This is a genomic window from Mesorhizobium sp. M7A.F.Ca.US.002.01.1.1 (assembly GCF_004022955.1).
GTDB classification, from domain to species: domain Bacteria; phylum Pseudomonadota; class Alphaproteobacteria; order Rhizobiales; family Rhizobiaceae; genus Mesorhizobium; species Mesorhizobium ciceri.
This window is the reverse complement of the sequence record NZ_RZQE01000144.1, coordinates 1-12,477: the sequence shown is the minus strand read 5'-3', so window position 1 is coordinate 12,477 and position 12,477 is coordinate 1. Positions and strand designations below refer to the sequence as shown.

The window sequence follows — 12,477 nt, the reverse complement described above, 5'->3', positions numbered from 1 at the left end:
TATCGAGGTCGATCACGAGGCCGAGTTTCTTGTCGCTTTGACTTGGCAGACAGGTCATTTGGTCGCCTCTCTCGCCCTGCGGAATTCGGCGCCGAAAATCAGTCTGTCGGGCGAGGGTTCGAAATGCGGCGGCTGCAGGAAACGCTGGAACTGCGGCTCGGTGAACCCGGCTTCTTCGGCTGCGCATTTGACGATGCGCACGCGCAGGTCGAACCACGCAGCCTGGCCCGTCACCGGATCGGAATTCGAATAGCGTTTGCCCTGAGCGTCGGCCGAGGTCTGGTCGCCGATGATATGGTTGAGCAGGAAGCCGCGGTTGCTCTCGGCCGCGTCGTCCTTCAGCCCCCAACTGCCGCGCCTTTTGCCGATGGCGTTCCAGGTCCAGACCGTGCTTTCGTTCACCCCGTCGATCAGCTTGATCTGCCCCTTCACTCTGCCGTTGATGCTTTCGATCCACACCCAGTCGTCATCGACAAGGCCGAGACCGGCTGCCGTCCGGTGATGCACGAACAGCCGGTTCTGGCTGGTGATCTGCCGCAGCCACGCATTCTGCGAACCCCAGGAATGGTACATGTGCATCGGCCGCTGCGTCAGCGCATGCAGCGGATATTTTTCGAGGTCGACGACCGCTTCCTCGAAGGGCATGTGCCAGAACGGCAGCGGGTCCATGTAGGTCTCGATGCGCTGGCGATCGCCTTTCGGCGGCACCACACGGCCATGGCCACGCGCGGCAAGCCTGAAGCGCTGCATCGGCTCCGAGTAGAGCTGGAAAACGATCGGTTCGGCTTTCGGGATAAAACCCATCTGCACTGCGAAGTCGAGATAGGAGCGGTTGGCCATCTTGTAATAGCGCTGGTCGTCCGCGAAATCATGATGCCAGAAGCCGCCATTGTCGATGTAGCGCTGCAACTGGTCCGGGTTGGCCTCACCCCTGCCGGTCGAGGTCCCATCCTTGCCGCGCCAGCCGGCGAGCGGGCCGATGCCGGGCGTGCGCTCATGGTTGACGATGTAGTCGGCATAGTCGCGGTATCTGGCCGAGCCGTCCTCATCGACGAAACCAGGCAGGCCGAGCCGGGCGCCGAGTTCGATCAGCACCGACTGGAACGGCCGGACGTCGCGGTCGGGCTCGATGACGGGATGGCGGATGGCGTCGCCCGGTCCGTCGGCATGACTGATCGGCCGGTCGAGCAGGCTGATGCAGTCGTGGCGCTCGAGATAGGTCGTGTCCGGCAGCACCAGATCGGCGAACGGCACGGTCTCGGAATAATAGGCGTCGGAATAGATGATGAAAGGGATCTTGTAGTTGCCCGCTTCGTCGCTGTCGGTCAGCATCGCCATGGTCTCGACGGTGTTCATCGAGGAATTCCACGCCATGTTCGACATGTACATCATCAGCGTGTCGATCTTGTAGGGATCGCCTGCCCAGGCGTTGCGGATGACGGTGTGCATCAGGCCGTGCGCGGCCAGCGGCGCGTCCCACGAATAGGCCTTGTCGATGCGAAGCGGCGTGCCGGCCTCGTCGACCAGCAAATCGTCCGGCCCGCAGACGAAGCCGAGCGGCATGCCGTCGAGCGGCGTCATCGGCTTGACGGTCTTGCCCGCCGGCTTCGGTCCGGGCGGCGCGGATCGAGGGTAGGGCGGCTTGAAGCGGAAGCCGCCGGGGACATCCACCGTGCCCAACAGCACCTGAAGGAGATGGATGGCGCGGCAGGTGTGAAAACCGTTCGAATGGGCCGAGATGCCGCGCATGGCGTGCATCGAGACAGGCCGCCCCTTGATCGTCTCGTGGCGGCGCCCGGCCCAGTCGGTCCAGGCGATCGGCAATTCGATCGTCTGTTCGAAGGCGACATGGGCGAGTTCGGCGGCGATCCTGCGGATCGTGTCGGCGGCAATGCCGCAGCGCTCGGCGACCGAGTCCGGTGCGTAACTCTCATCGAGGTAGCGGTCGGCGATCAGCTGGAACACCGGGACGCAGCGGCGCCCGCCGATCGTGAAGCTGCCGGTCAGCGCCGGTTTCGCACCGGCATCGGCGGCGCTGACCGGTGTCTTCGCCATCCTGTCCCAAGCCAGCGGATTGCCGTCGGCATCGCGCACGAACAGCCCGTCATCGGCAGCACCCGGCTCCTGGATGACGAGCGAATGGGCATTGGTGTAGCGCAGCAGATACTCGAGATCGACGCGGCCCGCCTTGAGCAATTCGTGGATTAGGGCGAACACGAACAGGCCGTCTGTTCCGGGCCGGATGCCGATCCAGTCATCGGCAATGGCATTGTAGCCGGTGCGGCACGGATTGATCGAGACGACCTTGGCGCCGCGCGCCTTGAGCTTGCCGAGACCGATCTTGATCGGGTTGGAATCGTGATCCTCGGCGACACCGAACAGCATGAAATACCGGGTGTTGTCCCAGTCGGGCTCGCCGAACTCCCAGAACGAACCGCCGACCGTATAGAGGCCGCCGGCCGCCATGTTGACCGAACAGAAGCCGCCATGGGCGGCGAAGTTCGGCGTACCGAACTGGCTCGCCCACCAGCCGGTCAGCGACTGCGACTGGTCGCGGCCGGTGAAGAAGGCGAGTTTCCTGGGGTCGGTCCGGCGGATGTTCGACAGCCGTTCCGTAGCGATCGAGAGCGCCTCTTCCCACTCGATCTCGCGGAACTCGCCGGAGCCGCGCGGGCCGGCGCGCAGCAATGGCTTCTTCAGCCTTGCCGGGCTGTAATGCTGCATGATGCCGGAGCTGCCCTTGCCGCAGATCACGCCGCGATTGACCGGGTGGTCCTTGTTGCCGTTGATGTAGCGGACCTTGCCATCCTTGATGTGTACATCGATTCCGCAGCGGCAGGCGCACATGTAGCAGGTCGTCTTGGCGATGCTGTCGGAAACGGCAGGCGAGGTGTCGACGCCGTCGCCTTCATCGGGCGCTCGCGTGTCGGCAAGCGGGCGTTGCGATGGTGCCGAATTCGCGCCGCGCGGCGGTCCCTGCATCATGATCCGGTGGCGCCTGTACGGCGCATGGATTTGGCCCGCGTCTTCGGTCCGGGGCCGCGCACGTAATGCTCTTCCGGGTGGTAACGATCACCGGCAAGCCGCCGTCTTATGCCGCGGATCCAATGCGCAAGCAGGGATCTGAAACGCCCGATCATTCTGCTCTCTGCGATCTTTCGGCGAATTTTTTCTAACTTCGCTGGAAAACTTAGAATAAAGCTATCGATCTGTCTAATCAGTTGTTCTTGTAAATTCGATCGATATTGGTTCTTAATACGGACATGACCCTGGATCAGTTGCGGATTTTCGTCGCCGTCGCCGAGCGCGGCCATATGACCAAGGCGGCGGAACTGCTGGGCATTTCGCAGTCGGCGGCATCGGCGGCCATCCGGGCGCTTGAAGAACAGCACGGCGTCCACCTGTTCAACCGCGTCGGCCGCAACATCGAGCTTGCCCAGACCGGCCATCGGTTCCTGCCCGAGGCCAAGGCCGTGCTCGAACGGGCCGCCGCTGCCCGCAATGTGCTGGAGCATGTCTCGCAGACCGTCACCGGCAGCCTCTCGATCGCCGCCAGCCAGACCATCGCCAGCTACTGGCTGCCGCGCCGGCTGGCTTCCTTCCACGAAGCCTATCCGGCCGTCAGGCTGAGCGTCTCCATCGGCAACACCAGGCAGGTCGAGGCCAATGTCCTCGATGGCGCGGCGGATCTGGGCCTGGTCGAAGGCCGCACCGAGTCCGATATCCTGCGCCGCACCAAGGTCGACGTCGACAAGCTGATGCTGGTGGTTGCCAGCGCGCATCCGGAGATCCCCGAAGTCGCGCCCGGCCGCCCTGACATCAAGTGCCTGCGCTGGATCATCCGCGAGGGTGGTTCGGGTACGCGCGAGGTGCTGGAGGATCTGGCGCGCCACGAAGGGATTTCGCTCGCCGACCTCCAGATATTCCTGGTGCTGCCGAGCAATGAAGCTATTCGCCAGGCGGTCGAGGCGGGGGCCGGCGCCACCATCATCTCCGAGCTTGTCGCGGCTCGCGCCGTGGTCGAAGGCAGTCTGAGATCGGTGCCGCTCGAACTGCCGAAACGCGACTTCGCCATGATCACCCATCGCGATCGCCAGGCAAGCCTGGCCCAGATGGCGCTTAAGGCGCATCTCGACGGCAAGGCGGATGCCCCGTCGGCGGGCTAGAGTATCAGAGTTTGCGGGTTTGCCGTTGGCTCGGAGGTCTTGGTACTTTGTATCGAGTGGCTGATTGAAACGCCTCACCACGACCTTCCTCCCCAGATGGGCTCGCTAGCGCTGTCCGCCTCGACGCTCAGCCGTCACTCTGGCAATCCGGCGTCCCGCAGCGCGCTTCCCAGAGTCTCCGCGAGCGCTGGCGCACAGCGCACGCCAGCAAATTGGCGCCTGTAGCGGAAGCCCGGCTGAAGCTCGCGCACGCGCGCGGCGGCGGCCCTCGCTTCGTCCAGCCGGCCGAGTTTGGCGAGCGCAGCGGTCAGTTGCACGTAGGTGATGCTGTGTGCCGGATTGGCTTGAACGGACTTGTAGGCTGCGCGACAAGCTTCTTCGTAACGCCCGCGCAGCAAATGGCTCATTGCTTGGGCGTCAAACGCGGCCCAAGCCCACGAATCGAACGGGCTTAGCCGGATACCCTTCTCGCTCCATTCTATCGCGCGCTCTGCTTCGCCGGCCCATCCGAGAACGACGCTGCCAAGAATGTAAGTCAGCGCCGATGACGGGCTAATGGCGAGGGCTGCGTCTAATGCCGTGAATGCAGCGGCGCGATCATGCGCGTCCATGCCGATCGAAAACCCTGCCCATGTCAGAGCGAGTGCATCGTCTTGTCCATGGACAATGGCCAATCGGGCGTGCCGGATCGAAGCCGCACGGTTGAATTCCTGCAGCCCGGCACGAAGGAACAAACAATGATGACACATTGCTGCATTGCCATGCGCAAGGGCATAGGCAGGCTCGAGTGCGATGGCACGCTCAAGAAGCGCCAGTGCTCTCGTAACTTGTTCCGGCATACCTGTATCGACATCAGGCTGGGCTTGAAGCACGAGATCGTATGCGTCGAGACTCTCTGGGCGCTTCCGCCTGACACGTTCAATTTCCGCTTTTCGCAAGCTTGGAGCAATCGCGCCCACCGCTGATAGCGCGATTTCGTCCTGAAGCGCGAAAATGTCCTCCGAACTGCGGTCGTAGCGCTCGGCCCACACGTGCGCGCCGGTCGATGCATCGATCATCTGAGCGGTTACGCGCACACTACCGCCAGCTTTGCGCACGCTGCCTTCGAGGACATATCGTACGCCAAGCTCGCTGCCGACCTGCTTCACGTCCACGGCGCGGCCTTTGTAAGCGAAGGTCGAGTTTCGCGCGATAACGAAAAGCCATTTTATGCGTGCCAGGCCGGTGATGATGTCATCGACCATTCCATCGGCGAAGTACTCCTGTTGCGGATCTCCGCTCAAGTTCGAGAACGGCAGGACCGCCACGGAAGGCTTCTCAGGCAAGGTCGGCGCCGACGCGGTGCGGGCGGCTGCAAAACGATCAGGGACACTCGTCGCAACAGCCGGTCCTACATAGCGATAGCCTCGGCGCGGCAGTGTTTCGATCCAGCTCTCAGCATCCGCTGCGTCGGCCAATACCCGGCGCAAGGCCGCGATCTGGACCGTCAGGTTGTTGTCGGCAACCGCCAATTTGCCCCAGCCGGCTTCGACCAGCGCGTCTTTGGATACCGGTACGCCCGCGTTTTGGAGCAGCAAACGCAGAAGCGAAACGGCGCGTTGCCCAAGCATGGTCGGCTCGGTGCCGTGATACAAAATGCCCGCCACCTGATCGAGACGGAACGGGCCAAACTGATAAAGGTCGCCTCCGATTGTCATCCAACGCTTTTAGCAAATTTTTGGGAACGAATTCACGACTTTCCCGGCATCGACGGCCAATGTCGCACAGGTGCTTGCCGGAAGTAAGCACCCAGTCAAAGGAGGATCCTATGAGCGCCAATGCCATTATTCGCATGCCCGACGAGAAGAAGGGGATCATGCTGCGTGGTCAACCTATGGTCTTCCTCGTCACCGGCGAAAACACCAAGCACACGAGCATGTTTGACTGGACGATCCCAGCGGGATTCGCCACCGGACGGCATGTTCACCGTGTGCAGGAAGAGACGTTCTACCTGCTCGAAGGCGAGTGTGCGTGGCATGTCGGCGACAAGACGGTTCGCGCAACGCCCGGAACCTATCTGTTCATTCCACCGGGAGTGCCGCACGACATCACGAATGTCAGTGAGAGACCCGCCCGCGTGCTGATGACCGTCTCTCCGCCTGGCCACGAACGCTACTTCGAAGAACTTGCCAAACTCGCGGCGCAGGGTGCGCCGGACCCAAAAGCCCTCGCTGAGCTGCGGAACCGCTACGATACTGACCAGCTCTCGACTTTGACGACACGCGGGTAGGCATCTGTCACGGCGGCCCCACGACAGCTTCTGGCCCATTGCGACATATCGCGCTGGCGCACGAGCTTGGTCGCTATCGGCGCAAAGCGGACGTGATCTTCATCGCATCACGCCGAAGGTTATGGGTACACGACCTGGCCTAAAGCGGATCAGTAATCTCTGAAAAGCTGGACCGCTCGAAGAAAGCCTCAGCCGAACTTGCGTTGCGCATCCAGCGCCAGGCCAAGTCCGACCGAGCCGAACATGTCGCCTTCGATGACGGATGCCTGCGGCACCATCGACAGGATCTCTCGTTTGGCCAGCGGGATCGCGGTCGATCCGCCGGTCAGGAACACCGCGGTGATGTCGGACGGCTTCACCTCAGCGTCCCTGATAGTCTGCCCGACCGTTGCGGTGACCCGCTCGATGTCCCTGGCAATCGTCGCGTCGAGCCCGCTGCGCGTGATTTCGGCGGTGAACTCCGCACCCGGCAGCTTCACAGCGACCTCTGCGGATGACCTGTCGGTCAGCTCTATCTTGGCCTTCTCAACACGTGCGGCCAGCGCGTGTCCGTAGCGGTGTTCGACGACGTGGATGAAACGGTCGACCAGGTCGGCGCGCTCGGCCTCGTAGCGGATCTGGCGCAGATGCGTCATCGCCTTGGCGGTGTAGACCAGGTTGATGCGCTGCCATGTGGCGAGGTCTATGAAATAGCTTGCCGGCAGGTTGCGCTTGCCGTCCTTGGTCGGCGTCAAATAGCCGAGCTGCGGCATGACATGGGCGATGCTCAGCAGCCGGTCGAAATCCGTACCGCCGATATGGACGCCCCGGCTGGCCAGGATGTCGTCCTTGCGGTCGAGCAAACGGGAGCGCTGCGGCGAGACCCGCACGATCGAGAAGTCCGACGTGCCGCCGCCCATATCGATGATCAGCGCCAGTTCCTCGCGTGTCACCTTCTGCTCGTAGTCGAGCGCCGCCGCGATCGGCTCGAACTGGAAAGCGATGTGCTTGAAGCCCTGGGCACGTGCGGCGTTCTCGAGTTCGCTTTGCGCCTTCGCGTCGGCCTCGGCATCGTCATCGACGAATTGCACCGGCCGGCCAAGAACGACGGTCTCGACCGTATCGCCGGCATCGGCTTCCAGCCTCTTCTTGAGGTGGCCAAGGAACATGCCGACGATCTCCATGAAGCCGATCGACCGCGATTTGATGCGGGTCTTTTCATGGGCCAGCGAACTGCCGAGCACGCTCTTCAGCGAACGCATCAGCCGGCCTTCGATGCTGTCGGTGTAATTGGCGATGGCCTGGCGGCCAAAGCAGGTGCGGTTGTCCTCGAAGTTGAAGAACACGGCACTGGGCAGCGTGACCTGGCCGTTCTCCAGCGCGACGAGGCGCGGCTGCCCGTTGCGGACCACGCCCACGGTGGAGTTCGAAGTGCCGAAGTCGATGCCGCCGAAGGCTGGTCGCATGACAAGTTCCTGCATCTGTCGTCGGCGAGCCGACAGGCGCCATGAGAAATCGCGCGCTGTCCGGGGACGGGCTGCTCTGCCGAACCGAATTGTTTGTGTCTGCCATTTGGCTGGGGAGCGCGGTCTACCGCATGCCTCGGCAAAGGGAAACCACTTTTCGGGGAAAATCCTAATCTCGCCGGAAGATCAGCCTTCCGAGCCAGCCGGTCAGCATGGCCAGCGATATCGCGAAGACGCCGTAGAGGAAGGAATAATTGTGCGCGACACGGAAGATCGACTGCTCGAAACCGGATTTGCGGATTTCGAGCTGGGCCGAGCTTTCCTTGATGAACAGACCGCTCTTGAACAGGAACGCGCGGGCTTTGTGGGTTCCAACCGGCACATTCGGCGCCAGCCTCACTGTGGCGCGGAAAAGGTTCTGCGACAGGAATTGCACGCCGCCGACATTCTCGCTGTAGAGCCCGGTCGCCGACTTGCGCTCCCGCAGTGCCGCCGTGAACTCCTCGATCGTCGCCGGGCTGTCGCCGGCATCGGCGGGCTGCATGTAGAGGTTGGAGGCGCCGAGCGACAGCTGCTTGTAGCTGTTGGGTTCGGTGATGTCCTGCAGCGGCCGCGTCGTCGCCACCGAATAGGAGACGGGCACGTTTTCGAAGGTCTCAGAGTCCAGATTGACCCAGACGCCGAGCACCCTGTCCTTGCGGCGCACCACCACCGGTTTGGGCGGACCTTCGAGCACGACGATGACGTCGTAGCGGCCCTGGCGCGCGACGAGTGGATCCGGGTTCTCCAGCGAACCGAAGATGGTCAGATCGGCCCCGGAAAAACCGGCGGTGATCGAGACGTTGTCGGTGGAGAGACCGATCTGGATGCCTTCGGTCAGCGGGACCTGTGCCTTCGCCGGCACGGCGGCCGCAAGCAGCGACAGGACAATGGCGGTTGCGAATGTGCTGCGAGCCTTCATCAGTTGAGGCCCGCGGCGGACAGCGAATAGAGGTTGGGCGGGGTGACGAAAAGATCGATCGCCAATCGTATCGCCACCGCCAGCACCAGCAGTGCCAGCAAGGCCCTGAGCTGCTCGCCGCGCAGCCTCTGGCCGGCCTTCGCGCCGTACTGCGCGCCGGCGACGCCGCCCGCCATCAGCAGGAAGGCCAGCACGACATCGACTGTCTGGTTGGTGGTGGCGTGGACCAGCGTCGTATAGGCGGAGGTGAAGATGATCTGGAACAGCGAGGTGCCGATGACGACATTGGTCGGCACTTTCAGCAGATAGATCAGTGCCGGCACCATGATGAAGCCGCCGCCGACGCCCATGATCGACGACAGGAAGCCGATGCCGGCGCCAAGCCCAAGGACGGGGATGACGCTGACGAACAGTTTTGACGCCCTGAAGCGCATCTTCAGCGGCAAGCGGTGGATCCAGTTGTGCTGGCCGGATTTCTTCAGCACCGGCGCCGCACCGCTGCGCGTCGCGCGCAGCGCATTGACGCTTTCGACCAGCATCAGCCCGCCGACGGTGCCGAGCAGCACGACGTAGAGCAGCGAGATGAACAGGTCGAGCTGGCCGAGCCTGCGCAGGAAGGCGAAGACGTAGATGCCGCCGGTGGAACCGACAATGCCGCCGGCCAGCAACACCCCGCCGAGCTTGAGGTCGAGCGTACCGCGCTTCATGTGCGAAAGGACGCCGGAGACGGAGGAGGCGATGACCTGGTTGGCGCCAGTGGCGACAGCGATCGCCGGAGGGATGTTGTAGAAGATCAAGAGCGGCGTGATGAGGAAGCCGCCGCCGACGCCGAACATGCCCGACAGGAAACCCACCGCCGCGCCCATGGCCAGCAGGACGAAGATATTGACGGAAATTTCCGCGATCGGGAGATAGATGCCCACCCGTCAGTCTCGATCAGTTCTGCCTGTCGGCGAATGCAACCGTTGCGGGCATCTTGGACCGACAAGCCAATTCGTTCTTGCGCCGGAGGTGCTGCGAAGTCAAACCGCGCTACGCCGCCGAAACAAAAAACATCTCAATCAGTTAACAGGCGAATGTGTGGCAAGGGCGTCGTGGAAGCGACGCCTCTGCCGTTATTTGCGCGCCAGCAGTGCCTTCACCAGGTTTTCGTCGACTTCGCCGGTCGCCGCCATCTTGTTGTCGGTCTGGAAAGCCATGATCGCGGTCTTCGTTTTCTGGCCCATCTTGCCGTCGGCGCCGCCGGCGTCGTAGCCGTTCTTGTTGAGAATGCGCTGGATGTTCTGGACGGCCTTCTTCATGTCGATGCTGGCGGTCGTCTGCGGCGCGCCGTCCTGCCAGGACTCGGGAATGTCGGCCGAGTTGGCTGCCGCATCCAGCGGCTTGGCCTTCCACAGCTCGGTCGCGGCGCGGGCGCGCTCGAGCTGCTCGGGCCGCAGCGCATTGGCGATCTCGTCACGCTTGGCCGCCGCATCCTTGTCGCCTGTCTTGGCGACGAGCGCGAACCATTTGTAGGACTCCTCGAGGTTCTGCTTCATGCCGACGCCCTTGGCGGCGAGGATGCCGAGATTGAACTGGCTGTCCTTGACGCCGACGTCGGCCGCCGCCTGGAACCAGTGCGCGGCCGATTCATTGTCGGTCACGCCGTCAGCCGCCATGGCAAACAGCACGGCCAGATTGTGCATGCCGCTGGCGTTGCCCTGTGCCGCGGAAAGCTGGTACCAGGTCTTCGCCTTCTTGATGTCGCGCGCGACGCCGATGCCCTTTTCGTAGAAATTTCCGATACGGTATTCGGCCGGCGCGAAGCCGAGTTCCGCCGATTTCTCGTACCATTTGGCCGCTGCCGCCATGTCTTCCTTGACGCCGCGCGACTCGGCATAGCGCGAGCCGATTTCGAACAGCGCCTTGGCGTCGCCGCTGGCAGCGGCATCACGCAAGGCGGCCGGGCCGGCGTCAGCGGGAATGTCGAATTTTGCCGTCGTCGCCGGCGAAGCGTCCACCGGCGGAACCGCGCCCGTGGTGTCCTTGGCGGTGGTCGGCTCTGTCGCCATAGGCTGGATGCCGGTGGCGGTATCGGTATCGGCAGGTTCGGCGGCGACCGGAACGGTCGAGGCCGGCGCAGCCGAAGCTATCGTCGTCTCGGACGCCGCTGGGTTTGCATCGGCCGATGTAGCCAAGGCGACGGGGGCGGGAACCGGTTCTGCGATCGGCGCGGCACCCATCGACGGCTCGGCGCCTGGCGGCGTGGCAATCATGCTTTGCGCGGCCATGTCGTCCTTGGTTGCCGGTGCGGATGGCTCGGCCTGTCTGACGGCATGGTCCGGCGCGCTTTCCACTGCCGCGGGCTGCGCGTCCGTCTTTGGCTGGCTCGCGGCATCGAGCGAGGCGGTTTGCATCGGCTGCGAGGCGACGATCGGCACGACATCGTTGCTCGCCACCTGGGCCGGATCGGCGAAGAAGGCCTTGCCCAGTTGCAGGGCGCCCAGCGCCAGCAGGATCGCGGTTGTCCCCATCAGGATCGGCTTGCGCCGTGCCTTGAGCAGGTCGCCGATCCGCAGTGCCTTCACCGGTCCGGTCACCGTCGACTGGCGCTTCAGCGCATCGGCCTCGGCGGCCGCGGCCTGCGCCGCGCGCCGGGCAGCGGCGATGAAATCCGATTTCGCGGCATCGGTGTCGCTGGGCTTGGCCGGCTGGCCGCGCTCGTCACGCACGCGCTTCATGATGGCATTGAGGTCAGGTGCGCCGGAGCCGGGCTCCAGCGGCCGGTTGGCCATTTTCGGATCGAGCGGCTCGTCGAGATCGACGCTCGGTATTGGGGCACTCGGCGCTGAGCCGGCCAGTGGCGGGATATCCGCCTCCTTCTTGCCCTTGAAGGCGCGGGCCAGCCCGCCGAACAACGATTTGCGGCCGCCGGCCTGTCCGCCTTTCTCGGCGATCGTGTCCGAACCGAGCGCGGCCATGGCCGCCGCCGCGGCAGCCTCGGCCGGCGTGCGCGTGCCAATACCAATACCGAGGTCGCTACGCATACCCAGGTCGCCGCGTGCACCCGGCTCATTGCGCAGGATGGCGGCGGCACGGCCATCGAGATCTGCCATGTCCCCAGTCAATGGCAGGGGCTGATCGATATCCATCGACGGCGCGTCGACGGCCATTTTGGGTCGGCGCACGCCGCGCCAGTTGCTCGGCTCGGCCGGTGCGGCATCCAGCAATTCGCTCATCGCCTCGACCGGCTCGCCGGGTTCGAGCGAACCCAGCCGGTCGACGATCTTGAGCAACGTATCGTGGATGGCCTCGAACGTTCTCGAATTGCGTTCGTCGGAGCGCCGCGTCAGCGTTTCAAGCGTCTTCAAATCCTGGGCGAGGCCGGAAACCGCGGTCGTATTGGCGCTCGAACCGGCCAGCGATTGCACTGCGTTCTCGGCCGCTTCGCGCGCCGCGCCAAGGATGGAATCGCGGGTTCCTGCGAGCGACTTTTCAATTTCGTTGAGACGCGGGCTGATGTCCTCGAATTCCGGCAGCGGGGTGCTGGGCTTGGAAAGATGAGCCGACAGGCCGGCAACCTGTGCTTCCAGGCTGCGGATCAGCGCCGGATCGATGCCGGCGACCTGTGCGGCCGACGCGTCCAGCCGGCTTGAA

Annotated in this window: 9 protein-coding genes; 2 read left to right on the top strand and 7 right to left on the bottom strand. The window is 63.7% G+C overall.

The genetic code is table 11. The features are described from left to right. Nucleotides 1-54: 54 nt before the first annotated feature. Both EN932_RS16215 and EN932_RS37980 read right to left on the bottom strand, forming a co-directional pair. On the bottom strand, nucleotides 55-2,985 hold the full coding sequence (locus EN932_RS16215; RefSeq protein ID WP_164753711.1) for a molybdopterin oxidoreductase family protein: 2,931 nt from the start codon (nucleotides 2,983-2,985) through the stop codon (nucleotides 55-57). Next, nucleotides 2,982-3,314, bottom strand: a complete 333-nt coding sequence (locus EN932_RS37980; RefSeq protein WP_127366833.1) for a hypothetical protein — start codon at nucleotides 3,312-3,314, stop codon at nucleotides 2,982-2,984. The genes EN932_RS16215 and EN932_RS37980 overlap by 4 nt, the downstream gene beginning before the upstream one ends. Between EN932_RS37980 and EN932_RS16210 the strand changes: the two genes are divergently transcribed. After that, nucleotides 3,264-4,166, top strand: a complete 903-nt coding sequence (locus EN932_RS16210) for a LysR substrate-binding domain-containing protein (RefSeq protein ID WP_128368913.1) — start codon at nucleotides 3,264-3,266, stop codon at nucleotides 4,164-4,166. The genes EN932_RS37980 and EN932_RS16210 overlap by 51 nt on opposite strands. A gap of 134 nt (nucleotides 4,167-4,300) precedes the next feature. On the opposite strand, the gene EN932_RS16205 is transcribed toward EN932_RS16210, so the two are convergent. Then, nucleotides 4,301-5,863 (bottom strand): winged helix-turn-helix domain-containing tetratricopeptide repeat protein, encoded by a 1,563-nt coding sequence (locus EN932_RS16205; protein ID WP_127369291.1) that lies wholly within the window; start codon nucleotides 5,861-5,863, stop codon nucleotides 4,301-4,303. A 110-nt stretch (nucleotides 5,864-5,973) separates the two neighbouring features. Here EN932_RS16205 and EN932_RS16200 point away from each other — a divergent pair, with 110 nt between their 5' ends. Further along, nucleotides 5,974-6,435 carry a cupin domain-containing protein gene (locus EN932_RS16200; RefSeq protein ID WP_013533666.1) on the top strand — a complete coding sequence of 154 codons (462 nt, stop codon included), beginning with the start codon at nucleotides 5,974-5,976 and terminating at the stop codon, nucleotides 6,433-6,435. A gap of 188 nt (nucleotides 6,436-6,623) precedes the next feature. Here the strand turns inward: EN932_RS16200 and EN932_RS16195 are convergent, their stop codons facing one another. The 4 genes from EN932_RS16195 to EN932_RS16180 form a co-directional block, all read right to left on the bottom strand. Beyond that, on the bottom strand, nucleotides 6,624-7,880 hold the full coding sequence (locus EN932_RS16195) for an Hsp70 family protein (protein ID WP_127369290.1): 1,257 nt from the start codon (nucleotides 7,878-7,880) through the stop codon (nucleotides 6,624-6,626). 169 nt (nucleotides 7,881-8,049) lie between these two features. Next, a complete protein-coding gene (locus EN932_RS16190) occupies nucleotides 8,050-8,841 on the bottom strand; it encodes a TIGR02186 family protein (RefSeq protein ID WP_013533664.1) in 792 nt (263 codons plus the stop codon). Further along, the gene (locus EN932_RS16185) at nucleotides 8,841-9,764 is read right to left on the bottom strand and encodes a sulfite exporter TauE/SafE family protein (RefSeq protein ID WP_013533663.1); all 924 of its coding nucleotides are present in this window, start codon (nucleotides 9,762-9,764) and stop codon (nucleotides 8,841-8,843) included. Before EN932_RS16185 ends, EN932_RS16190 begins: the two co-directional genes overlap by 1 nt. A gap of 192 nt (nucleotides 9,765-9,956) precedes the next feature. Then, a partial coding sequence (locus EN932_RS16180) for a peptidoglycan-binding protein (RefSeq protein WP_206618938.1) occupies nucleotides 9,957-12,477 on the bottom strand: 2,521 nt, incomplete at its 5' end.

What these genes read in the sequence shown, in the direction of transcription:
- EN932_RS16215 (WP_164753711.1), bottom strand. Translation starts at nt 2,985, where the DNA reads ATGATGCAGGGACCGCCGCGCGGCGCGAATTCGGCACCATCGCAACGC.
- EN932_RS16210 (WP_128368913.1), top strand. Translation starts at nt 3,264, where the DNA reads ATGACCCTGGATCAGTTGCGGATTTTCGTCGCCGTCGCCGAGCGCGGC.
- EN932_RS37980 (WP_127366833.1), bottom strand. Translation starts at nt 3,314, where the DNA reads ATGGCCGCGCTCGGCGACGGCGACGAAAATCCGCAACTGATCCAGGGT.
- EN932_RS16205 (WP_127369291.1), bottom strand. Translation starts at nt 5,863, where the DNA reads ATGACAATCGGAGGCGACCTTTATCAGTTTGGCCCGTTCCGTCTCGAT.
- EN932_RS16200 (WP_013533666.1), top strand. Translation starts at nt 5,974, where the DNA reads ATGAGCGCCAATGCCATTATTCGCATGCCCGACGAGAAGAAGGGGATC.
- EN932_RS16195 (WP_127369290.1), bottom strand. Translation starts at nt 7,880, where the DNA reads ATGCGACCAGCCTTCGGCGGCATCGACTTCGGCACTTCGAACTCCACC.
- EN932_RS16190 (WP_013533664.1), bottom strand. Translation starts at nt 8,841, where the DNA reads ATGAAGGCTCGCAGCACATTCGCAACCGCCATTGTCCTGTCGCTGCTT.